Below are 22,379 nucleotides of genomic sequence, written 5' to 3'. Positions count from 1 at the left end.
GATGCCCTGCAGTGTGGTCGCTGGCGATGGCAGGAAATACCTGCTTGGGTGGCAGCCAGGCTTCGAAAAATCCGAAGCTGGCGCGCTCAGACGACCGCGGGGCCGCTCAAGCGGAACACGCCCACGATGTCGGCCAGGCGCTGGGCCTGCTCCTTCAGGCTCTCGGCCGCGGCGGCCGATTCCTCCACCAGCGCGGCGTTCTGCTGCGTCACCTGGTCCAGTTGGCCCACCGCCTGGTTGACCTCCTGGATGCCCTGGCTCTGCTCGCGCGCGCTGGCGCTCAGCTCGGCCATGATGTCCGTCACGCGCTGCACGCTGGCGACGATCTCGCCCATGCTGGTGCCGGCGGTGCCCACCAGCGAGCTGCCCGCGTCGACGCGCTCGACGCTGGCGTTGATCAGGCTCTTGATCTCCTTGGCCGCCTGCGCGCTCCGCTGCGCCAAGGCCCGCACCTCGCTGGCGACGACCGCGAAGCCACGGCCCTGCTCGCCGGCGCGCGCCGCCTCGACGGCGGCATTCAACGCCAGGATGTTGGTCTGGAACGCGATGCCGTCGATGGTGCCGATGATGTCGGCGATGCGCCGGCTGGCCTCGTTGATGCGCTCCATCGTCGTGACCACCTGGCCGATGATGTCGCCGCCCTGGCGCGCCGCGTCGGCGGCACCGCCGGCCAGCTGGTTGGCTCCGGCAGCCGCGTCGGCGCTGTGGCCCACGGTGCTGGTCAGCTGCTCCATGGAACTGGCCGTCTGCTGCAGGCTGCTGGCGCTTTCCTCGGTGCGCTGGCTCAGGTCCTGGCTGCCCGCGGCGATCTCGCGCGAGGCCACGGCGATGGACTGGCTGGTGGCGCGCACGTCGATCAGCACCGTCTCGATCTTGGCGACGAACTGGTTGAACGAGCGCGCGATGTCGGCGATCTCGTCCCGGCCCTGGTCGGGCAGGCGCTGCGTCAGGTCGCCGGTGCCGGAGCCGATCTGGTCCATCGCATCGCGCACGCGGGCCAGGCCCTTCAGCAGCACGCCAACGGCCAGCGCCGACAGCAGCGCCGCCACGCCGGCGATCAGCACCAGCGCCACGCCCGCATTGCCCAGCACGGCCGACAAGGCGGCCAGCGCCTCGCCGCGGTCGGCGGCCAGCACCAGCGTCCAGTCCGTGCCGGGCACGGCGCTGGAGCGCAGGAAGAGGTCTTGTTCGCCGACGCGGGCCTCGGCCAATGCCGCCTCGGGCTGCGCCGCAAGGGCCAGCAGCGCAGCGTCAAGGGCCGGCGCCCAGTCGGCCACCGGCTTCAGGCTCAGCGCCGCGTTGGGGTGGGCAATGACGCGGCCGCCCTTGTCCACGAGGAAGGCCAGGCCCGACGACGTGGGTTTGATGCGGTTCAGCGTCGCGATGACATCGTCCAGCGCCACGTCGCTGCCGGCCACGGCCTTCAGATCGCCGCCGGCGACCACGGCGCGCGCGAAGGTGACGACCAGCTTCTGCGTGGACGCCGCGATGTAGGGCGCCGTGATGACGGCGGCCTCGGGCGTCGCGGCGGCCAGCTTGTACCAGGGGCGAGCCGTGGGGTCGTAGTCGGCGGCGCGCTGGCGGTCGGGGAAGGACACCATGCGCTTGTCGGCGCTGCCGATGTAGGCCAGGTCCAGCCGGCCCGACTTCAAGGCCTGCTCCAGCGGCGCGCTGGGATCGTCCAGCGCCGCGGCCGGCGCCAGCGCCGACACGATGTCCTGCTGCTTGCGCACCCAGGCGCCCATCGCGCCGGCCTGGGCGTCGCCCAGCGCGACGAGTTCGGCATGGACCTGGCTGCGGGCATGGCGGCTGACGGCCAGGTAGCTGGCCAGCGTGGCGACGCCGACGGCGGCGACGACGATCAGCATGCAGATCGCGATCAGCCGGCTCTTGATGGTGTTCAACATGGGGTGGGTCTTTCGGGGATTCGAATCGGGGCTTTGGCGGCACCGTTCGCGAAAGACATCGCCTCGCCCGGCGTGAAAAGCGCCGGGACGAACAACCCGGGAGGGTTGGCAACCCCGCTATCGTGGCCCGACGGCAGGTGTCGGGCGGTAGACCGGAGGCTTTGCGACCCCGTCTTTCAAGCGGGTGTGCCAGGAATGGCGCAGATTGTTACCGACCATTGGCGCCAATCAAGGGTTAACCCGCATTAACCGCGATGTGCGTGCGATCCGTCACGCCAACGCCGCGAGGGCGTCACTGCAAACATGGGGCTTGAGACCCGCCCGAACCGCCCGAGATACCGCGCCGCAACCACAACGACGGGGAGGCGTCATGACGATGGCGGAGCCGCTGCTGGAACTGCAGCGCGTGGACAAGCAATACCGGCGCGGCAGCAACCAGGTGCAGGCCTTGAGCGATTACTCGCTGGCGCTGCACGGCGGCGAGGTGCTGGGGCTGCTGGGCCCCAACGGCGCCGGCAAGACCACCGCGATCAAGGTCATCACGCAGCTGTGCGAGCCCGACGCGGGCCTGCTGCTGTGGCGCGGCGCGCCGGTGCGCGACAAGCGCTACCTGGGCCGGCTGGGCGTGCTGCTGGAGGGGCGCGGCGCGCTGAACGAGCGGCTGTCGACCTGGGAGAACGCGCGCTACTTCTGCGGGTTGCGCGAGGCGGCTTTCGACCGCGCCCACTTCAACGCGATGGCCGAGCTGCTGGAGCTGCCCGACCCGCGCGCACCGGTGCGGCTGCTGTCCACCGGCAACAAGCTCAAGAGCGGCCTGCTGCTGAGCCTGATCCACCGCCCCGACGTGGCGCTGCTGGACGAGCCCACCATCGGCCTGGACCTGTTCGGCGTGCGCAAGCTCGACGCCCTGGTGCGCTACATCGCGGCCGAGGGCTGCGCGGTGATGATCAGCTCGCACGACCTGCATTTCGTCGAGCGGCTGGCGCAGCGCATCGCCTGCATCCGCCAGGGCCGCAAGGTGTTCGACGGCGCCAAGCAGGACTTCCTGCGCGTGGAGCACGCCTATGCGCTGAGCCTGGCCGTGCGCGATGGCCCGCCGCCGCCGCTGCCCGCCGGCCTGCAGTGGCAGGCGCCCGCCGACGGCCCGCTGCGGCTGGCGCTGCGCGATCACGCGGAATTGTGCCGGGTGCTGGCCGTGCTGATGCCCGCACTGCCCGCGGCCGAGGGCCTGCAGGTGGAGCGGGTCACGCTGCGCGAGAAATACCAGGCGCTGGTCGGTAACGCACAAGAGACAGCATGAAGCGCGCCCTGCCCCACCTGTTCAACGAGCTGCGGCTGATGCTCTACCTGAAGCGGCGCTACTGGTACGAGACCGTGCTGGGCCTCGTGTTCCTGCTGGGCCTGGGCGCGGCGCTGGTGTACGCGGTGGTGACCGTGGGCGGCAAGCCGCTGGACAGCGGCGCGCTGGACACGCTGATCGTCGGCGCGGTGCTGTGGCACTTCGCCGCGGCCAGCTATGCCAGCGCCTCCAACGACATCGCCGAGGAGACGCGCCAGCGCACCGTCGAGCAGCTCTACATCGTGCCCCTGAGCCTGGCCCGCCTGCTGGGCCTGCGCGCGCTGCTGCACCTGCTGGCGAGCGCGATGACGCTGTGCGTGGCGGTGGCCGCGCTGCAATGGCTGCTGGACGGCCGGCTGCAGTCCGACCTGGGCCCGCTGCTCGCGGCAGCGCTGCTGGCCGCGCCGTCGCTGGCGGGCGTGGGCTATGCGGTCGCCGGCGTGCTGCTGCTGGCCAAGCGCGCCGAGCTGACGCATGGGCTGATGTACTTCGCGCTGGTCAGTCTGGTGGCGCTGCCGGCCTTCCCCGCCAACGGCTTCGCGCTGCTGCCCTATGCGCTGGGTGCCGCCGCGGCCAAGGCGGCGGCCGGCGGCGCGGTGATCGACGGCTTCACCTACGCGTTGATCGCCGCCAACTCGGCCGCCTGGCTGGCGGCCGGCGTGCTGCTGTTCCGCACGCTGGAGCGCCGCGCACGCCGGCTGGGCGTGCTGGGGCACTGGTGATCAGGACCGGTTGAGCACCGGCGCCAGCGCCACACCGGTGTGGCTGCCGCTGGCCACCACCGCCTCCGGCGTGCCTTCGATGACGACACGGCCGCCGGCCGTGCCGCCCTCGGGCCCCAGGTCCAGCACCCAGTCGGCCTCGGCGATGACATCCAGGTCGTGCTCGATGACGACGACCGAATGCCCGCCCGCCACCAGCCGGTGCAGCACGCGGATCAGCTTCTCGACGTCGGCCATGTGCAGGCCCACGGTGGGCTCGTCCAGCACATACAGCGTGTGCGGCGCCTTCTGGCCGCGGCGGGTCACGTCGTCGCGCACCTTGACCAGCTCGCTGACCAGCTTGATGCGTTGTGCCTCGCCGCCCGACAGCGTCGGCGACGGCTGGCCCAGCGTCAGATAGCCCAGGCCCACGTCCTTCAGCAGTTGCAGTGGATGCGCGATGGACGGCATGGAAGCGAAGAACTCGACCGCCTCGTCCACCTCCATGGCCAGCACGTCGCCAATGCTCTTGCCGCGCCAGCTGACACCCAGCGTCTCGGGGTTGAAGCGCTGGCCGTGGCACTGGTCGCAGGGCACCTTCACGTCGGGCAGGAAGCTCATCTCTATGGTCTTCATGCCCTGCCCTTCGCAGCCCGGGCAGCGGCCCGCGCCGGTGTTGAAGCTGAAGCGCGCCGGCGTGTAGCCACGCGCCTTGGACTCCAGCGTCTCGGCGAACAGCTTGCGGATGGCGTCCCAGAAGCCGATGTAGGTGGCCGGGCAGGAGCGCGGCGTCTTGCCGATTGGGGTCTGGTCGACCTCCAGCACGCGGTCCACCTGCGCATGGCCTTCGATGCCGTCACAGCCGGTCCAGCGCGCCGGCGCCTTGCGCAGCGGCACCGCGACCGCCATGTTGGCCAGCAGCACGTCGCGCGCCAGCGTGGACTTGCCGGAGCCGGACACGCCGGTCACGGCCACCAGCCGGTGCAGCGGCACGTCCACCGTGACGCGCTGCAGGTTGTGCAGCGACGCGTTCAGCACCTTCAGCTTGGGCGCTTCGGGGTCGATCGCGCGGCGGTCCTGCAGCGGGTGGATCAGCGGCTTGGCCAGCATGCGGCCGGTCGTCGAATCCGCCACCGCGGCCAGCTCCGCCGCCGTGCCCTGCGCGACGACGCGGCCACCGCGCTTGCCGGCGCCGGGGCCGATGTCGATGATGTGATCGGCGCGGCGGATGGTGTCCTCGTCGTGCTCCACCACCACCAACGTGTTGCCCTTGTCGCCCAGCGTGCCCAGCGCCTTCAGCAGGATCTGGTTGTCGCGCGGATGCAGGCCGATGGTGGGCTCGTCCAGCACATAGCAGACGCCCTGCAGGTTGCTGCCCAGCTGCGCCGCCAGCCGGATGCGCTGCGCTTCGCCACCCGACAGCGTGGGCGCGGCGCGGTCCAGCGTCAGATAGCCCAGGCCCACTTCCTCGAGGAACTGCAACCGGCCCAGGATCTCGCTGACCACGTCGCGCGCGATGTCGGCGTCGCGGCCTTCCAGGTGCAGGCCCTGCACCCACTCACGCGCCTGGCCCACGCTCCAAGAGGCCACGTCGCCGATGCTCTTGTCCTCGAACTCGACCGAGCGCGCGGTCGGGTTCAGGCGCGTGCCGTGGCAGTCGGGGCATGGCGCATCGGTCAGGCCTTCGACCTCGGCCTCCTCCGACGGGAAGCTCTGCTCGCGGCCGCGGTTGTCATCGGCCGGCGCGCTGTCGTCCAGCGCCTTGCGCTGCTCGCGCGTCAGCTGCAAGCCGGTGCCCACGCAGCTGCCGCACCAGCCGTGCTTGGAGTTGTACGAGAACAGCCGCGGATCCAGCTCGGGATAGCTGGTGCCGCAAACCGGGCAGGCGCGCTTGGTGGAGAACACCTTGACCGCGCCCACGCCCGCGCCGGTGCCGCCATCCTCCAGGCTCAGCCCGTCCAGCGGGCTCAGCACATGCAGCACGCCCTTGCCGAGGTCCAGCGCCTTGGCCAGCATCTCCCGCAGTTCGGCCTCCCGGTCGACCGACACGACCAGGTCGCCCACCGGCAGCTCCAGCGTGTGCTCCTTGAAGCGGTCGATGCGCGGCCACGGCGACGTGGGCAGGAACTCGCCGTCCACGCGCAGATGCGTGTGGCCGCGGCCCTTGGCCCATTTGGCGAGGTCGGTGTAGACGCCTTTGCGATTGACCACCAGCGGTGCCAGCAGGCCGATGTGCTGGCCCTTGTAGTCACGCATCAACTGCGCCGCGATGGATTCGACGCTCTGCGGCCTGACCGGCGCGCCGTCGTTGACGCAGTGCTGCACGCCCAGCTTCACATACAGCAGGCGCAGGAAATGCCAGACCTCGGTGGTCGTCGCGACCGTGCTCTTGCGGCCACCACGCGACAGGCGCTGCTCGATGGCGACCGTGGGCGGGATGCCCCACACCGCATCCACCTCGGGCCGACCGGCCGGCTGCACGATGGAGCGCGCATAGGCGTTCAGCGATTCGAGATAGCGGCGCTGGCCTTCGTTGAACAGGATGTCGAACGCCAGCGTGGACTTGCCTGAACCCGACACGCCGGTCACGACATTGAACTTGCCGCGTGGGATCTCGACGTTGACGCCCTTCAGGTTGTGCTCGCGCGCGTTGACGATCTTGATCGCCTCGTCGGCCTGGCGGCGCGCCTTGATGAGCTGCTGCAGCGGCCGGCCTTCCTCCACGACGGTGGCGGGACGGTCCATGTGCAGCGCGTAGTCGCGCAGCGCGGCGGCGGTGTGCGAGGTCGGGTGATCGGCCACCGCCTCCGGCGTGCCGACGCAGACCAGCTCACCGCCCTCCGCGCCGCCCTCGGGGCCCAGGTCGATCAGCCAATCCGCCGCGCGGATCACATCGAGGTTGTGCTCGATGAGGATCAGCGAATGGCCGGCGGAAAGCAGCTTGCGCAGCGCCCGCATCAGCTTGGCGATGTCGTCGAAGTGCAGGCCGGTGGTGGGTTCGTCGAACAGGAACAGCGTGCCCTTCTTCGCGACGCCGAAGCGAGGACTGCTGGCGGCCTCGGCGAGGAAACCGGCGAGCTTCAGCCGCTGCGCCTCGCCGCCGGACAGAGTGGGCACCGGCTGGCCCAGCCGCACGTACTCCAGGCCCACGTCGACGATGGGCTGCAGCTTCTGCACCACCGCGCGGTGTTCGCCGAACAGATGCACCGCCTCGGCGACCGTCAGCTCCAGCACGTCGGACACGCTCAAGTCCCTGTCCTTCAGCGCCAGCTTCACGTCCAGCATCTCGGCGCGGAAGCGCTTGCCGTCGCAGTCCGGGCAGCGCAGGTAGACGTCGCTGAGGAACTGCATCTCGACATGCTCGAAGCCCGACCCACCGCAGGTGGGGCAGCGGCCGTCGCCGGCGTTGAAGCTGAACATGCCGGCGCTGTAGCTGCGCTCGACGGCCAGCGGCGCGTCGGCGAACAGCTTGCGGATCTCGTCGAAGGCCCCGACGTAGGACGCCGGGTTGGAGCGCGCGGTCTTGCCGATGGGGCTCTGGTCGACGAACACCGCATCGGCCAGATGGTCCGCGCCCAGCAACTGCTCATGCGCGCCGGGCGCCTCGGTGGCCTTGCCGAACTGGCGGGCCAGCGCCGGGTAGAGCACGTCCTGCATCAGCGTGCTCTTGCCGGATCCCGACACGCCCGTGACGACCACCAGCCGCTGCAGCGGGAACTCGACGGACACGCCCTTCAGGTTGTGCTCGCGCACGCCTTCCAGCAGCAGCTTCGGGGTCGACCCATCGACCGCGCGCTTCAGCCCCATGCCCACATGCTTGCGAGCACCCAGGTACGCGCCGGTCAGCGTGTCGGCCGCGCGGATCTCGTCGGGCGTGCCGTCGAACACGATCTGCCCGCCGCGCTCACCGGGGCCGGGACCCATGTCGATCAATCGGTCCGCCGCCAGCATGACGGCCGGGTCGTGCTCGACGACGACCAGCGTGTTGCCCGCATCGCGCAGCCGCAGCATGGCCTGGTTGATGCGGCCCATGTCGCGCGGGTGCAGGCCGATGCTGGGCTCGTCCAGCACGAACAGCGTGTTGACCAGCGAAGTGCCCAGCGCCGTGGTCAGGTTGATGCGCTGCACCTCGCCGCCGGAGAGCGTGCGGCTCTGCCGGTCCAGCGTCAGATAGCCCAGGCCCACGTCGCACAGGTAGCGGCTGCGGTGGCGGATCTCGTCCAGCAGCAGCTTCAGCGCCTCGTCCAGCATGGAGCTGGGCAGTTGCAGGCCGTCGACGAAGTCGCGCAGCTTGCTGATCGGCAGCTGCATCAGGTCGTGCAGGCTCAGGCCCGGCAGCGCTTCGAGTTGCTCACGGCTCCAGTCGACACCGACTGGCAGGAAACGCTGCTCGGCCGGCAGCGCCGCATCGGCCAGCGCCTTGGCCCCCACACGCCACAGCAGCGCCTCGGTCTTCAGCCGCGCGCCGCGGCAGCTGGGGCATTCGGTGTAGCTGCGGTACTTGGACAAGAGCACGCGGATGTGCATCTTGTAGGCCTTGCTCTCCAGGTAGTCGAAGAAGCGCTTGACCCCGTACCACTGCTTGTTCCAGTTGCCGTTCCAGTTGGGCGTGCCATTGATGACCCATTCGCGGTGCGCCGGCGACAAGTCCTTCCACGGCGTGTCGCGCGGGATGCCGGCCTCGCCGGCGTACTTCAGCAGGTCGTCCTGGCTGTCCTTCCAGGCCGGCGTGGCCAAGGTCTTGATCGCGCCGTTGCGCAGCGTCTTGCGCTCGTCGGGGATGACCAGACCCAGGTCCACACCGATGACACGGCCAAAGCCGCGGCAGGCCTCGCAGGCGCCGAAGGCCGAGTTGAACGAGAACAGCGCCGGCTGCGGGTCGGCGTAGCGGATGTCGCTCTCGGGACAGTGAAGGCCGGTCGAAAAACGCCAGAGTGTTGCGCCGTCGTCACCGACGTGAACATTCACCCGGCCGCCGCCGCGCTTCAAACCCAGCTCGATGGCCTCCATTGCGCGCTGCTTGTCGGCGCCCTGGATGCGGAAGCGGTCAGCCACCACGTCCAGCACCGTTCGACGCACCCCCACGCTTGCCGCTGGCGCGGCGGCGCTGCCCCCCGAGGGGGCGCTCGCGGCTCGGGACGGCCCGTCGCCACTCGGGCCGTCCACCTCGCGCTGCGACTGGATGCGCGTGAAGCCGCTGGCCGACAGCCACTGCTCGGCCTGCTCCGTCGTGGTGCCTCCCGGCAGTTCGACCGGGAAGCTCAGCACCAGCCGCGGGTCATCTGAGGCCGTGCGGGCCATCAGCTCCGCATAGATGCTCTGCGCCGTGTCATGCCTGACCGGCAGCGCGGTCTTGCGGTCGAACAACTCCGCGGCGCGCGCATAAAGCAGCTTCAGGTGGTCGTTCAGCTCCGTCATGGTGCCCACCGTGGAGCGGCTGGTGCGCACCGGGTTGGTCTGGTCGATGGCGATGGCCGGCGGCACGCCGTCCACCTTGTCCACCGCGGGGCGGTCCATGCGGTCCAGGAACTGGCGCGCGTAGGCGGAGAAGGTCTCGACGTAGCGTCGCTGGCCTTCGGCGTACAGCGTGTCGAACACCAGGCTGGACTTGCCCGAGCCGCTGGGGCCCGTCACAACGGTCAACTCGGCCGTGCGCAGGTCGATATCGAGGTTCTTCAGGTTGTGCTGGCGGGCACCTCGGATACGGATCAGACCTTCGGAATCGGACGACATGGCAGGGGCTAAAACAACGAAGGCAAGCAGTGTAGGGAGGCCAAGTGACCAAAACTGTCAGCACCTGCTGCCAGCCGAAAGCAGGAATCGAGCCTTGCAAAGCCGGAAAAGCCTGGAACTGGGGGGAGCGGTTGCGCTACAACGCCGGCTGAGGCAACAATGGCCTCACCCCTTACCGGGGGCATAAAAACAAATCGACGAGGAATGGGATGGACAAGACCAGGCTGTTGTTTGAAGTGCCCACGTATCCGATCTGGCTCGGTGCCGCCGCTGGCGGTGTGGGCGAGGATGCGCCGCAGCCGGGGGTCGACGACGTGATCGCGGCGCCCAGCCAACCGCAGGTGCTGCTGGTCGAGGACAACCACATCAACCAGGTCGTCGCGATGGAGTTCCTGAGCCTGATGGGCGTGCAGGCACGCCTGGCCAAGAACGGCATCGAAGCGCTGGCCGCCTGCGCCGACGCCGCGCCCGACCTGGTGTTGATGGACATCCAGATGCCCGGCATGGACGGCCTGGAATGCGCCCGACGCATCCGCGCGCAGCAGCGCGACGGCCAGCTGCCCGACTTCCCCATCCTCGCGCTGACCGCACACGCGCTGGACGCCGACGTGGCCGCCAGCATGGAGGCCGGCATGGACGAGCACCTGACCAAGCCGCTGGACTTCGTAGCGCTGCGCACGCGGCTGCAGCGCTGGCTGAAGTTGCCGGAACACTGAACCCCTCGTCCAGAACGCCGCGCTGAACGCGGGCGGTCTGGCCGTTCCCCCGAGGGGACGGCGATGCTCGCGGGGCGTGCCCCGCTCGCACATCGCCAGACGGGCCGGCTTGGGAGCGGCCCAGCGCTCGGCCCGCAGTCAGGCACTACGGCCGCGACGAAACAACATCAATTCGGCGCTGGCACGTAGACGTAGCCGACGTTGCGCACGGTCTTGATGACCTCCGGCTTGTCGGGGTTGCGCTCCACTTTGCGGCGCAAGCGCATCACGCGCAGGTCGATGCTGCGGTCGAACACGTCCCAGCCGCGGTTATGGGCCTGTTCCATGATCTGGTCGCGGTTCAGCGGCCGGTTGGGGTGGCGGGCGAACAGGGCCAGCAGGTCGAACTCGGCGGCGGTGATGTCGATCTCGTCGCCACCGGCGCCGAACAGCTTGCGTTGCGACAGGTCCAGCCGGCAAGGGCCGAACGGCACATGCCCCGCGGCCTCCTCCTCGGCAGCGGGCACAGAGGCGGTCACCTGCAGGCGGCGCAACACCGCGCGCACACGGGCCAGCAGCTCGCGCAGCTCGAAGGGCTTGGCGACATAGTCGTCCGCCCCCACCTCAAGGCCGACGATGCGGTCGATGGCTTCGCCGGCCGTCGTCAGCATCAGCACACCCAGCCGCGGATGGGCCTCGCGGAGCGCCCGGGCCAGCGACAGGCCGTTCTCTCCCGGCATGTTGATGTCAAGCACGGCCACATCCGGCACGCGCTGCGCCACCAGCTCGCGGGCCGCTGCCGCATCCTGGGCCTGCATGACCTCGAAGCCATTGCGGCCGAAATACTCGGCCAACAGGGCGCGCAGTTCGGGCTCGTCATCGACGAGCAGCACGGTGGGCGGGGTGGTGTCTGGCATGGCGACGAATGATAGGCAGGGCCGGTCGGTCCGGCGCGGAGCTGAAACAAACGCAACACAAGCCCGGCCCAGATGAAGCCCGGCTGAAACACGCGGCGCCGACAGTGGCGACACCGACAAGGAGCCGCCATGAACTACCGCAGCGACAACCCCTTCACCGACTGGCCGGAAACCATGGCCGTCACCTACCGCAGCGAGGCCTTCGCCGAAGACCTCGACGATGACTTCCCCACCACGCCGAACGTCGGCTGGCATCCGCTCGAACGCCTGGTCGCGATCGTGCCGCTGCTGTGCATCTTCGCCCCCGTGGCCGACGCCTACCTGCGCTTCTAAGGAGCCTGCCATGACCCCGCACCAGATCGCCCTCATCCGCGACAGCTTCGAGCCGCTCAAGCCCCTCGCCGCCGCCGTGGCTGAGGCCTTCTACGCCCAGCTGTTCGCCCGCGACCCGGCGCTGCGCGCGCTCTTCCGTGGCGGCGACATGGCCGAACAGGGCGGCCGCCTGATGCAGATGCTGGCCGCCGCCATCGACCTGCTCGATCGCCCGGCCGCGCTGAACCCGGTACTGCTACGCCTGGGCCAGCGCCATGTGGGCTATGGCGTCGTCGACACCCACTACGACGCCGTGGGCGCCGCGCTGCTGGACACGCTGGCCGCCGGCCTGGGCGCCAGCTTCACGCCCGTGGTGCGCGAGGCCTGGACCACGATGTACGGCCACGTGGTCCGCACGATGCAGCAAGGCGCCGCGCAGCCCGCGATGGCCGCCTGAGTCTCCTTATCATCGGCCGCGCTTGCAGGGAGAGGGCCCGATGACAGAAGCATTCCAGATCCATCCCGCGCCGGAGGCCGGCGTCGGGGAACTCAGCGCCGTGCTGCAGGCCACGCTGCCGCTGCTGACCCGCGTGCTGGACGCCGTGCCCGCCCGCGTGGTGGTGCTGGACGTGGGCGAGAAGCTGGTCTGGGCCAACCATGAGTTCTTCAAGTTCACCGGCCTGCATCCCAGGCAGGTGCTGCAGCAGCCCATAGGCCGCATCGTGGGCGACGTCGCCTATGCGGCCTACGCCGGCGTGCGCGAGCGCATGCGCGGCGGGCAGACCGTGGCCTGGGAGGGATGGACGGACCTCGCCGGCATGGGCCGGCGCTACATGCGTGAGCACCTGGTGCCAGTGGAGATGAAGGACGGCGTGCCGCAGGCGACCATCGTCATGAGCCTGGACCTGACCGAGCTGAAGCTGCGGGAGGCCGAGCTTTCAGCCAAGGTCGCTGAGCTCGAAGCCACCGAGGCGCTGAAGTCGTCCATCTTCGACAACGCGATGGCGGCGCTGGTGTCCACCGACGAGACCGGCCACATCGTCGAGTTCAACCCGGCGGCTGCCACGATGTTTGGCCTTGCGCGCGAGCAGGCGCTGGGTCGCTCGGTGGCCGAGGTCATGATCCCCGAACGCCTGCGCGGCGCGCACGACGCCGGCATGGCGCGCGTGTCGCGCGGCGGCGAACAGCGCGTCATGGGCCGGCGCGTGGAGATGCCCGCGCTGCGCGCCGACGGTAGCGAGTTCCCGGTCGAGATGGTGTTGTGGCGCACGGGTGTCGGCACGCAGACCTTCTACACCGCGTCGCTGTTCGACCTGTCGGAGCGCGAGACCTCGCGCAACGAGATCGAGCGCCAGCGCGAGGCGCTGCGCCAGAGCGAGAAGCTGACCGCGATGGGCAGCCTGCTGGCTGGCGTCGCCCATGAGCTGAACAACCCGCTGTCCATCGTCATGGGGCGCGCGGCGCTGCTGGCCGAGAAGATGAGCGGCAGCCCGTTGGCCACCGACGCTCAGCGCATCCACGAGGCTGCCGAGCGCTGCGGCCGCATCGTGCGCACCTTCCTGAACATGGCGCGCAGCCGCCCGGCCAACCGCAGCGAGGTGGCGCTGAACGACCTGGCCACCGCCGCCATCGACATGCTGGCCTATGTGCTGCGCAGCCACGGCATCAACGTCACGCTGGACCTGCTGCCTGGCCTGCCCCCCGTGAAGGCCGACGCCGACCAGGTGGGCCAGATCGTGCTCAACCTCATCGTCAACGCGCAGCAGGCGCTGGGCCTGCGCGACCACGGCCGCCGCCTCACCGTGTCCACCGGCCTCGCGCCGATGACGCCAGGCGACCGCCGACGCTCGCCACGCATCTGGCTGCGTGTGCGCGACAACGGCCCTGGCATCCCGGTCGAGCTTCGCGAGCGCGTGTTCGAGCCCTTCTTCACGACCAAGAGCGAGGGCGTGGGCACCGGCCTGGGCCTGGCGGTGTCGCGCTCCATCGCCCGCGACCACGGCGGCGAGCTGACCATTCAGGACGACGGCATAGACGGCGGCGCCTGCTTCTGCCTGCAGCTGCCCGTCAGCGGCGAGCCCGAGCCCGGCGAGACCGAACCGGCGCCGCTGGCCGCCGCCGACGACTGCGATGCCCGGCTGCTGGTGGTGGACGACGAGCCCGAGATCGCCGAACTGCTGGGCGAGATGCTGTCGGGCGCCGGCTACGAGGTCATGACCGCCGAGTCCGGCGCCGTCGCGCTGGCCATGCTGGAGGAGGCGCGCTTTGACGCCATCATCAGCGACCTGCACATGCCCGAGCTGGACGGCGCCGGCCTGTGGCGGGAGGTCAAGCGCACGCGCCCGGCCCTGGCCCGGCGCATGCTGTTCGTCACCGGCGACACGCTGTCGCCCACCGCACGGCAGTTCCTGGACGAGGCGCGCTGCGACAGCCTGAACAAGCCCTTTGCCAAGGCCGAGCTGCTGGCGCGCGTGACCGAACTGCTGAAATCCTGAGGGTCGCCGGCGGGCCACCATAATCGTCCGCACAACGACACCGTCAGGAGACAAGCCCATGAAGCGCCGCACCCTGCTGCCCGCCCTGCTGAGCCCCTGGATCGTCCAGGCCCAGAGCACCAAGCCCCAGACCTGGATCGTGCCCTTCCCGGCCGGCGGCGGCACCGACGCATTCGCGCGGCCGCTGACCGCGATGCTGACCAAGCAGATGGGCCGGCAGGTGCTCATCGACAACAAGGGCGGCGCCGGCGGCACCGTGGGCGCCAGCCTGGCGTCCAAGATGGCGCCCGACGGCAACGGCTTCTTTATGGGCGCGGTGCACCACACCATCGCACCGTCCATGTACCCCAAGCTGGACTACCGGCTGGAGGACGACTTCATCCCCGTCGCGCTGCTGGCCAGCGTGCCGCAGGTCATCGTCGTGCACCCGGCGCAAGTCCCCGTGGCCGACCTGAAGGGGCTGCTGGCGACCGTGCGCGCCAAGCCCGGCAAGCTGAACTACGCGTCGGCCGGCAACGGCACCTCGCACCATCTGGCCGGCGAGCTGTTCAAGCTCAACACCAAGACCTTCATCACCCACATCCCCTACCGCGGCGCGGGGCCGGCGCTGTCCGACCTGATCGCGGGCCAGGTGGACCTGATGTTCGACGGCCTGGGTTCGTCGGCCCAGCACATCAAGGCCGGCCGCATCAAGGCACTGGCCGTGGCCGGCGCCAAGCGTGCCGTGGGCTTCCCGGATGTGCCCACCGCGGCCGAGGCCGGCGTGCCGGGCTATGAGGTGTCCACCTGGTACGGCCTGTGGGCACCCAAGGGCACACCGCGCGAGGCCATCACCGCCATGCAGGCCGAGCTGCGCAAGGCGTTCGCGACGGACGAGCTGCGCAACATCTGGCACGGCCTGGGTGCCGAGACGCCCAACCTTTATGGCGACGCGTTCGGGCAGTTCGTCAGCAGCGAGATCAAGCGCTGGGCCGCCGTGGTCAAGGCGTCTGGCGCCAAGATGGATTGAAGTGAACCCCAAAGGCAACCACAGAGCCACAGAGGCACGGAGAAAGCACAGAGAGCGGATTTCTCTGTGTCTCTGCGCCTCTGTGGTTGCATTCCTGCATTCGTTTCGACTGACATGAATCTCTTCGCTGCTCTGCGCGCCGGCTTTCCGGCCGACCTCGACGCCACCGCCATCGACGCCGATGGCGCGCTGTATTCCTGGCGCGACCTGGAGCGCGGCAGCGCGATGCTGGCCAACTGGCTGGGCAGGCTGGACCTGCCCGCGGGCAGCCGCGTCGCGGTGCATGCGGACAAGAGCGTCGAGGGGTTGATCCTGTACCTGGCCGTGCTGCGCGCCGGCTTCGTCTACCTGCCGCTGAACCCGGCCTACCAGGCCAGCGAACTGGAGCACTTCATCACCGACGCCGCGCCGGGTGTGGTGGTGTGCGCCGGCAAGAACTTCGGCTGGGTCAGCAAGCTGGCCTTCCAGCGCGGCGTGCGCTGGGTGTTCACGCTGAACGACGACCGCAGCGGCACGCTGCTGGACCGCGCCACGCAGATGAGCGATGTGCACGAACCGGCGCACCGCGAAGCCAGCGACCTGGCGGCCATCCTCTACACCAGCGGCACGACCGGGCGCAGCAAGGGCGCGATGCTCAGCCACGGCAACCTGCTGAGCAACGCAAAGACGTTGAGAGATTTCTGGGACTGGAAGCCCAGCGACGTGCTGCTGCACGCGCTGCCCATCTTCCACGTACACGGCCTGTTCGTCGCCTCGCACGGCGCGCTGCTGAACGGCAGCAAGATGCTGTGGTTCAACAAATTCGACGCCGCGGCCGTCGCGCGCCGGCTGCCCGAGGCCACCGTCTTCATGGGCGTGCCCACGCTCTACGTGCGGCTGCTGCAGGAGAAGCAGCTCGACACCCGCAACATCCGCCTGTTCATCAGCGGCTCGGCGCCGCTGCTCATCGAGACCTGGCGTGACTGGCAGGCCCGCACGGGTCATCTGATCCTGGAGCGCTACGGCATGAGCGAGACGCTGATGCTGACGTCCAACCCCTGCCGCGCCGAAGACGGCGAGCGCGTCGGCGGCACCGTGGGCCCGGCGCTGCCCGGCGTGGGACTGCGCATCCTGCGCGACGACGGCGAGGCCTGCGCCACCGACGAAATCGGCCATGTACAGGTGCGCGGTCCCAACGTGTTCAGCGGCTACTGGCAGATGCCGGAGAAGACGGCCGAGGAGTTCACGGCCGACGGCTGGTTCAAGACCGGCGACGTGGGCCGGGTCGACGCGCGCGGCTACCTGACACTGATCGGCCGCAGCAAAGACCTCATCATCAGCGGCGGCTTCAACGTCTACCCGGCCGAGGTGGAGGGCTTCATCAACGAGCTGCCCGGTGTGGGCGAGTCGGCCGTCATCGGCGTGCCGCACCCGGACTTCGGCGAGGCCGTGGTGGCCGTCGTCACGGCCACCGGCAGTCTCGACGCCGAGGCGGTGATCGCCGCGCTGAAGACCCGCATCGCCGGCTTCAAGGTGCCCAAGCGCGTCATCGTCATGGCGGAGCTGCCGCGCAACGCGATGGGCAAGGTGCAAAAAAAGCTTTTGCGTGAACAACACGCCGGCCTGTTCAACAAGTAGCAGCCCCTACTCGCGCTCGGGCGCCGAGCATCGCAGAATGACCCGGCGATGATGGATTCCGTCCTGCCCGCGCCCCCGCAGCCCGAACCCGAGCCGCCGCAGCTCGTGCGCCGGCGGCGCTGGCGTGACCGTGCGCTGCTGCTGGCGCCGGTGCTGGCCTTCGGCTCGGTGGTGCTGACGCTGTGGGCCATCGTCGTCTGGGTCGTCGTCGAGCGGCCGCGCGAGCTGCTGGCTGAGCAGCGCCTGCAGCTCGCCGTGGGTGTGCGCGCCATCTCGCTGCAGACGGAACCGGTGCTGCGCCAGGCCGAGCAGGCTTTGCGCACGGTGGACCTGTGGCTGCTGACACGTCGCAGCGACGAGGCGCTGGACGACGCGTCGCTGCGCGAACTGGTGGAGGGCGTGCGCAAGAGCTCGCGGCAGCTGGTAGACGTGGTGCTCGTGTCACCCACCGGGCGGCTGCATGCGCTGCGCGACCAGCCAGATAACGGCAGCATCGCCGGCAGCGCGGTGTTCGAGCAGGTGTCAGGTCTTGTACCCGAAGGCATCACGCTGGGCGCGCCGCTTCAACTGGGCGGTCGTGCTGACGACGGACACACGCGGCTGCCGCTGGTGATGGCGTTGGCGCGGCCGCTGGGCGACTACCACCTGGTCATGGCCTTGATCGACCTGACCGGCGTCATGGCCGCGCAGGGCCCGCTGCCCACCGGCCCGCAGGCGACGCTGGTGATGCTGCGCGGCGACGGCCTGGCGCTGGCGCGCCGCCCCGAGCGGGCCGGCTTCGTGGGGCGCAACCTGTTCGAACAGTTCCCCAACGCGCGCAAGGGCCTGGTGGGCCACGACGGCTTCTACGCCAGCAGCGGCGGCGCGTCGGACGGCCTGCCGCGCATCGGCGCGTTCACGACGCTGCCGGAGTTCGGCATCAAGCTGATGCTGTCCGACACCGAGGACGCCGCGCTGGGCGATCACCGCCGCCAGCGCAGCCTGGCGCTGGCCGTCGCCAGCGCCGCCACGCTGGGCCTGTTCCTGCTGGGGCGCCGCCTGGTGCTGCTGCAGCGCGACGCGCGGCTGCGCGAGGCCACGCTGCAGGCCACCAGCAACGCGATGCCGCTGGGCATGTTCCGCTGTGATGCGAGCGGCCGCATCGTCTATGCCAACGACACCTATCTGCGCGTGCACGGGCTGGAGCGCAAGGACGTGGACTGGGGTTGGACCACGCTGTTGCACCCCGACCTGCGCGGCATGCTGATCCAGCGCTGGAAGCACCACGTCGCGGCCGGCGAACCGGTGCACATGCTGCGCCAGCTGCGCCGCGCGGACGATGGCCGGCTGCGCTGGATCGAGGTGCGCACCGCGCCGGTGTTCGTCGACGGCCACCCCGCCGGCCAGGCCGGCACCGTGGAAGACGTGACCGAGCGCGGCGAGCAGGAGAAGGCCAGCCGCATGCTGAACGCCATCTTCGACATGACGCCCGACTTCATCGGCCAGGCCCGCGAGGGCGGCGACGTCACCTACCTGAACCCGGCGGCGCGCCGCCTGCTGGGTCTGCAGCCGGCAGCGCCGCTGGATGGCATCAACCTCGCGAGCCATTTCTCGGCGGAGCAGATGGACGTCTACGAGCGCGACGTGCGCCCGGCGCTGCTGCGTGACGGCCACTGGCTGGGCCGCGTGACCATGCAGCTGGCCACGGCCCGCGTGCCCATGGACTGCCTGCTGCTGGCCCACCGCGACCCGCGCGGCCGAGTGGAGACCATCTCCATGCTGCTGCGCGACCTGACCGAGCAGCTGGTCGCGCAGCGCGAACGCGAGCGCAGCGAAGCCATGCTGCTGGCCGTCGCGCACACGGCGCGGGCGGAGTTCATCGTCGGCGACACCCAGGCCCGGGTGCTGTTCTTCAACGCCGCCTTTGCGCAGGCGCGCGGCGTCGAGCTGGCCGACTGGCTGGGCCGGCCGCTGGCCGAGCTGTTCGGCCCGCAGGACCATGCCGCGCGGCAGCCGCTGATCGCCGCGGCGCTGCGCGGCGAGACCTGCCAGGTGGACCTCGCCGCGGGCGACAGCCGCGACGCGCGCGTGCTGGATGTGCAATACGCACCGCTGCGCGTGCACAGCGGCGGCATCGAAGGCGTCATCGCCATCGAGGTGGACGTGACCGAGGCGCGCCGCGAGCAGGACCGCCTGCGGCTGGCCTCGCAGACCGACGCGCTGACGCAGCTGCTGAACCGCGCCGGCTTCGAGGACGGCGCGCGCCGCACGCTGGCCGCCGGGCGCCGCACTGCCCTGCTCTATCTGGACCTGGACCGCTTCAAGCCGGTCAACGACCAGCACGGCCACCCCACCGGCGACGCGCTGCTGAAGGCCATCGCGCTGCGGCTGCGGCACGCACTGCGCCCGGGCGACCTGGTGGCACGCATGGGCGGCGACGAATTCGGCGTGCTGCTGCCCGAGCTGCACACGGCGGCCGATGCCGCCACGGTGGCCGACAAGCTGGTGCAGGCCGTGGGCGCGCCGTACCACATCGGCGACCTGACGCTCGATGTGGGCGTCAGCATCGGCTACTGCGTGGCAGACAACGGCGACGCGACGCTGGAGGATCTGGTGGCCGCCGCCGATGCCAACCTCTATGAAGCCAAGCGCGCCGGCCGCGGGCGCTGGCGGGGCTCCAGCCTCTAGGCGGTCGCGACGCCGCTCTTCACTTCTTGAAGGGCCAGCTGCAGCACGCGCGCATCGCTGCTGGCACGGTGGCGGGTCAGCTGCTGGCGCTCGCGCACGGCGTCTGTCACGCCGCGCCAGCGCAGGGCCTCGTCCTCGCTGAGCAGCCGGCGCAGGTCGTCCAGCCGGAAGCGCGGCCGCTGGCCGGCGGCGTCGAACAGCCGCGCCAGCCAGGGGTAGTCCATGGCCCAGCCGTCGCAGTAGACGACCTGGCCGGCCAGCCGCGCGTTCAGCTCGCTGGCCATCCAGGCGGCCGTGCGGCCGTGGCGCTGCAGCAGCTCGCGGCTGATGCCATGCAGGCCCTCGGCCTCGCAGTCCCAATGCTGCCAGTCGGGTTCGGGACGGATCAGCGCGCAGAACAGCCCGCCGTCGGTACCCGCAAAGCCGATCTCGATGGGGTAGCTGCCGCGGCCGAAGCCGGAGGCTTCGATGTCGAGGATGGTGGGCAGCTGCTGCATACAGCTAGTTTGTCAGGCCGCATGCATCTCGTTACACAGGGTTGTCGATGACCTGCTCGTGCTCGAACAGCTGCAGCGCGGCCCGGCCGACCTGGCGGGTGTCCCACCAGGCATAGGCGCCCACGCCGGCCGCACCCACCACCGGCACCCAGCGCGACAGCGCCCGGCTGGCCGCCTGCTTGCCGATGTGCATGCCCACGGCCGAGGCCACGCGCTGCAGCAGCAGTTGCGCCGCCGGCCGAACGATGACGCGCTCACCCACCCGCACGCCCAGGTCGCGCAGCGCCTGCGCGGCCGTGTGGCGGAACAGGCACCACATCATCTGCGCCGGCCCCAGCTCGGCGCTGCGGCCGTACAGCGCCGCGATGTCGGACACCAGCTGGCGCTGGATGTGCCAGACCGTCAGCATCTCGGGGGCGATGGTGGCCCAGCCCAGCGGGCCCGGCGGCAGCGCCAGCGTGCCGGCGGCCAGCGCGGCCTTGGTCGCCGCGCTGTCAATGGCGCGGGCGGCGGCGTCCGCCGGCCGCGGACTGGGCGTGAACTGGCCCGGCGGCGGCTGCACCACCAGCGCCAGCACCTTGTCGCCCAGGGATGGGTCCTTGCTCATGCCTGACTCCCGCCGCTCGATTGCGGCATTTGTGCACGGCCACATCTTGCGCTGAATCCGCAGATGGGCACAGACTCGCACTGCCGCACAGGGCGGCCAGCATAGCCAAACCGCAGCGGCGACATGCCGCGCATCACCAGGGGACGTCGGCATGAGTTTGCTCACCCACATGCGCATCGGTCAAAGGCTGGGCCTGGCCTTTGCGATCTCCATCCTGTTCAGCGTGCTGTTGGCGGCCTATGCGCGCACCGCGTTGATACGCATCAACGACGAGCTGACGTTGATGGTGGATGACCGCATGGTCAAGGTCCATCAGCTCGAATCCATCAAGGACAACGTCAACATCACGGCCCAGTCCGTGCGCAACTCGCTGCTGGTGCCCGACGCCGAAGGCAAGCGCAAGCAGCTGGCGGAGGTGGAGCGCGTGGCCAAGATCAACGCCGCGCTGTTCGAGAAGCTGGACGCCAGCATCAAGGCACCCAAGGGCCGCGAGCTGATCGCAACGGTCACGCAGGCGCGCGGGCAGTTCGTCGGCTCGGTGCGGCAGGTCATCGACATGGCGAACAAGGGCGAGAACGACGCGGCGCGCGACCTGCTGCTGGGGCAGACGCAGGACTTGCAGGTCAAGTACTTCCAGTCGCTGGAGTCGCTCATCACCTTCCAGACGGAGTTGATGCACAACTCCGCCAAGGCCACCGACTCCACCGTGGACTTCGCGGCCATCGCCGTCGTCGTCGCCGCCGTCGCGGCGCTGGCCATAGGCGCGTTAATGGCGCTGCTGATCACGCGCTCGGTGGTCAGCCCGATACGCCAGGCCGTGACGGCCGCCGAGACCGTGGCCGCCGGCGACCTGCGCCTGCACCTGGACACCAGCCGTCGCGACGAGGCCGGCCAGCTTCTGGGCGCGCTGCAGAAGATGAACGACGCGCTGGTGGGCATCGTGGGTGCCGTGCGCGGCAATGCCGACAGCGTGGCCACGGCCAGCGGCCAGATCGCGCAGGGCAATGCCGACCTGAGCCAGCGCACCGAGCAGCAGGCCAGCAACCTGCAGGAGACGGCCGCGTCCATGGAGGAGCTGAGCGCCACCGTGAACCACAACACCGACACCGCCCGCCAGGCCGCGCAGCTGGCCGACAGCGCCGCCCGCGTGGCCGAGAGCGGCGGCCAGGTGATGGGCCAGATGGTGGACACGATGGAGCAGATCACCACCAGCTCCAGGAAGATCAACGACATCATCGGCACCATCGATGGCATCGCGTTCCAGACCAACATCCTGGCCCTGAACGCCGCGGTGGAAGCCGCACGGGCCGGCGAGCAGGGCCGCGGCTTCGCGGTCGTGGCCGGCGAGGTGCGGCTGCTGGCGCAGCGCTCCGCCGAGGCGGCGCGCGAGATCAAGACGCTGATCGGCGCCAGCGTCGAGCGCGTGGAGGCCGGCAACACGCTGGTGGGCGAGGCCGGGCGCACGATGAACGACGTGGTGGGCCAGGTGCGCCGCGTGGCCGACCTGATCAGCGAGATCAGCGCGGCCAGCAGCGAGCAGAGCAAGGGCATAGGCCAGATCGGCGATGCGGTCACGCAGCTGGACCAGGTCACGCAGCAGAACGCCGCGCTGGTGGAGGAAAGCGCCGCCGCTGCCGAAAGCCTGCGCCACCAGGCGGCCCAGCTCGCGGAGACGGTGTCGGCCTTCAAGCTCGACGCCACCAGCGCGCCGCGGCCCGCGCCCAAGGCCGCCGCCAAACCCAAGCCGGCTGTCACGGCCAAGGCCGCTGCGCCGGCCAGGCCCCGCCCGGCTCTGAAGACACCGCTCGCGCCGGTGGCCGCGCCTGCGGCACCGGCCGCCGCGGCCGACGACGACTGGACCTCGTTCTGAGCGAACATGGGGC

At 70.2% G+C, this 22,379-nt stretch carries 15 protein-coding genes and 1 riboswitch; of the genes, 10 read left to right on the top strand and 5 right to left on the bottom strand.

Annotation, left to right across the window (positions count from 1 at the left end):
* Nucleotides 1–86 precede the first annotated feature (86 nt).
* Nucleotides 87–1,907: a methyl-accepting chemotaxis protein gene (locus tag J2X21_RS10755; RefSeq protein WP_310328274.1), complete on the bottom strand. Its 1,821-nt coding sequence runs from the start codon at nucleotides 1,905–1,907 to the stop codon at nucleotides 87–89.
* A 104-nt stretch (nucleotides 1,908–2,011) separates the two neighbouring features.
* Nucleotides 2,012–2,108, bottom strand: a riboswitch (cyclic di-GMP riboswitch).
* A gap of 169 nt (nucleotides 2,109–2,277) precedes the next feature.
* Here J2X21_RS10755 and J2X21_RS10750 point away from each other — a divergent pair.
* Nucleotides 2,278–3,207 carry an ATP-binding cassette domain-containing protein gene (locus J2X21_RS10750; protein WP_310328272.1) on the top strand — a complete coding sequence of 310 codons (930 nt, stop codon included), beginning with the start codon at nucleotides 2,278–2,280 and terminating at the stop codon, nucleotides 3,205–3,207.
* Nucleotides 3,204–3,968: a hypothetical protein gene (locus J2X21_RS10745; protein ID WP_310328271.1), complete on the top strand. Its 765-nt coding sequence runs from the start codon at nucleotides 3,204–3,206 to the stop codon at nucleotides 3,966–3,968. Before J2X21_RS10750 ends, J2X21_RS10745 begins: the two co-directional genes overlap by 4 nt.
* Here the strand turns inward: J2X21_RS10745 and uvrA are convergent, their stop codons facing one another.
* Complete coding sequence (gene uvrA, locus J2X21_RS10740; RefSeq protein WP_310328269.1) at nucleotides 3,969–9,680, bottom strand: excinuclease ABC subunit UvrA; 5,712 nt, start codon at nucleotides 9,678–9,680, stop codon at nucleotides 3,969–3,971.
* A 209-nt stretch (nucleotides 9,681–9,889) separates the two neighbouring features.
* Between uvrA and J2X21_RS10735 the strand changes: the two genes are divergently transcribed.
* Nucleotides 9,890–10,396: a response regulator gene (locus J2X21_RS10735; protein ID WP_310328266.1), complete on the top strand. Its 507-nt coding sequence runs from the start codon at nucleotides 9,890–9,892 to the stop codon at nucleotides 10,394–10,396.
* A gap of 167 nt (nucleotides 10,397–10,563) precedes the next feature.
* On the opposite strand, the gene J2X21_RS10730 is transcribed toward J2X21_RS10735, so the two are convergent.
* Entirely contained in the window at nucleotides 10,564–11,292 is a 729-nt protein-coding gene (locus J2X21_RS10730) for a response regulator (protein WP_310328264.1), read from the bottom strand.
* A 129-nt stretch (nucleotides 11,293–11,421) separates the two neighbouring features.
* Between J2X21_RS10730 and J2X21_RS10725 the strand changes: the two genes are divergently transcribed.
* The 6 genes from J2X21_RS10725 (at nucleotide 11,422) to J2X21_RS10700 (ending at nucleotide 19,392) form a co-directional block, all read left to right on the top strand.
* Nucleotides 11,422–11,625 carry a hypothetical protein gene (locus J2X21_RS10725; RefSeq protein ID WP_310328262.1) on the top strand — a complete coding sequence of 68 codons (204 nt, stop codon included), beginning with the start codon at nucleotides 11,422–11,424 and terminating at the stop codon, nucleotides 11,623–11,625.
* Between the two features lie 10 nt (nucleotides 11,626–11,635).
* On the top strand, nucleotides 11,636–12,061 hold the full coding sequence (locus J2X21_RS10720) for a globin domain-containing protein (RefSeq protein WP_310328260.1): 426 nt from the start codon (nucleotides 11,636–11,638) through the stop codon (nucleotides 12,059–12,061).
* A gap of 40 nt (nucleotides 12,062–12,101) precedes the next feature.
* On the top strand, nucleotides 12,102–14,099 hold the full coding sequence (locus J2X21_RS10715) for a PAS domain-containing hybrid sensor histidine kinase/response regulator (RefSeq protein ID WP_310328258.1): 1,998 nt from the start codon (nucleotides 12,102–12,104) through the stop codon (nucleotides 14,097–14,099).
* Between the two features lie 58 nt (nucleotides 14,100–14,157).
* Nucleotides 14,158–15,108, top strand: coding sequence for a Bug family tripartite tricarboxylate transporter substrate binding protein (locus tag J2X21_RS10710; protein ID WP_310328256.1), 951 nt, complete (start codon nucleotides 14,158–14,160; stop codon nucleotides 15,106–15,108).
* A gap of 114 nt (nucleotides 15,109–15,222) precedes the next feature.
* Entirely contained in the window at nucleotides 15,223–16,725 is a 1,503-nt protein-coding gene (locus tag J2X21_RS10705) for a malonate--CoA ligase (RefSeq protein WP_310328254.1), read from the top strand.
* A gap of 48 nt (nucleotides 16,726–16,773) precedes the next feature.
* Nucleotides 16,774–19,392 carry a diguanylate cyclase domain-containing protein gene (locus J2X21_RS10700; protein ID WP_310328252.1) on the top strand — a complete coding sequence of 873 codons (2,619 nt, stop codon included), beginning with the start codon at nucleotides 16,774–16,776 and terminating at the stop codon, nucleotides 19,390–19,392.
* On the opposite strand, the gene J2X21_RS10695 is transcribed toward J2X21_RS10700, so the two are convergent.
* On the bottom strand, nucleotides 19,389–19,889 hold the full coding sequence (locus J2X21_RS10695; RefSeq protein ID WP_310328250.1) for a 3'-5' exonuclease: 501 nt from the start codon (nucleotides 19,887–19,889) through the stop codon (nucleotides 19,389–19,391). The genes J2X21_RS10700 and J2X21_RS10695 overlap by 4 nt on opposite strands.
* A 31-nt stretch (nucleotides 19,890–19,920) precedes the next feature.
* Complete coding sequence (locus J2X21_RS10690) at nucleotides 19,921–20,496, bottom strand: hypothetical protein (RefSeq protein WP_310328248.1); 576 nt, start codon at nucleotides 20,494–20,496, stop codon at nucleotides 19,921–19,923.
* A 151-nt stretch (nucleotides 20,497–20,647) separates the two neighbouring features.
* Between J2X21_RS10690 and J2X21_RS10685 the strand changes: the two genes are divergently transcribed.
* A complete protein-coding gene (locus J2X21_RS10685) occupies nucleotides 20,648–22,366 on the top strand; it encodes a methyl-accepting chemotaxis protein (RefSeq protein ID WP_310328245.1) in 1,719 nt (572 codons plus the stop codon).
* Nucleotides 22,367–22,379 lie beyond the last annotated feature (13 nt).

Origin of the sequence: Roseateles asaccharophilus (assembly GCF_031458115.1) — a bacterium.
Taxonomy (GTDB): Bacteria; Pseudomonadota; Gammaproteobacteria; order Burkholderiales; family Burkholderiaceae_C; genus Pelomonas; species Pelomonas asaccharophilus_A.
Note: the sequence above shows the minus strand (reverse complement) of the source record. Positions and strands in the feature narration are given on the sequence as shown.

Bases quoted from the DNA above. Each gene is read 5' to 3' on its own strand.
- J2X21_RS10755 (WP_310328274.1), bottom strand. From the start codon at position 1,907: ATGTTGAACACCATCAAGAGCCGGCTGATCGCGATCTGCATGCTGATC.
- J2X21_RS10750 (WP_310328272.1), top strand. From the start codon at position 2,278: ATGACGATGGCGGAGCCGCTGCTGGAACTGCAGCGCGTGGACAAGCAA.
- J2X21_RS10745 (WP_310328271.1), top strand. From the start codon at position 3,204: ATGAAGCGCGCCCTGCCCCACCTGTTCAACGAGCTGCGGCTGATGCTC.
- uvrA (WP_310328269.1), bottom strand. From the start codon at position 9,680: ATGTCGTCCGATTCCGAAGGTCTGATCCGTATCCGAGGTGCCCGCCAG.
- J2X21_RS10735 (WP_310328266.1), top strand. From the start codon at position 9,890: ATGGACAAGACCAGGCTGTTGTTTGAAGTGCCCACGTATCCGATCTGG.
- J2X21_RS10730 (WP_310328264.1), bottom strand. From the start codon at position 11,292: ATGCCAGACACCACCCCGCCCACCGTGCTGCTCGTCGATGACGAGCCC.
- J2X21_RS10725 (WP_310328262.1), top strand. From the start codon at position 11,422: ATGAACTACCGCAGCGACAACCCCTTCACCGACTGGCCGGAAACCATG.
- J2X21_RS10720 (WP_310328260.1), top strand. From the start codon at position 11,636: ATGACCCCGCACCAGATCGCCCTCATCCGCGACAGCTTCGAGCCGCTC.
- J2X21_RS10715 (WP_310328258.1), top strand. From the start codon at position 12,102: ATGACAGAAGCATTCCAGATCCATCCCGCGCCGGAGGCCGGCGTCGGG.
- J2X21_RS10710 (WP_310328256.1), top strand. From the start codon at position 14,158: ATGAAGCGCCGCACCCTGCTGCCCGCCCTGCTGAGCCCCTGGATCGTC.
- J2X21_RS10705 (WP_310328254.1), top strand. From the start codon at position 15,223: ATGAATCTCTTCGCTGCTCTGCGCGCCGGCTTTCCGGCCGACCTCGAC.
- J2X21_RS10700 (WP_310328252.1), top strand. From the start codon at position 16,774: ATGATGGATTCCGTCCTGCCCGCGCCCCCGCAGCCCGAACCCGAGCCG.
- J2X21_RS10695 (WP_310328250.1), bottom strand. From the start codon at position 19,889: ATGCAGCAGCTGCCCACCATCCTCGACATCGAAGCCTCCGGCTTCGGC.
- J2X21_RS10690 (WP_310328248.1), bottom strand. From the start codon at position 20,496: ATGAGCAAGGACCCATCCCTGGGCGACAAGGTGCTGGCGCTGGTGGTG.
- J2X21_RS10685 (WP_310328245.1), top strand. From the start codon at position 20,648: ATGAGTTTGCTCACCCACATGCGCATCGGTCAAAGGCTGGGCCTGGCC.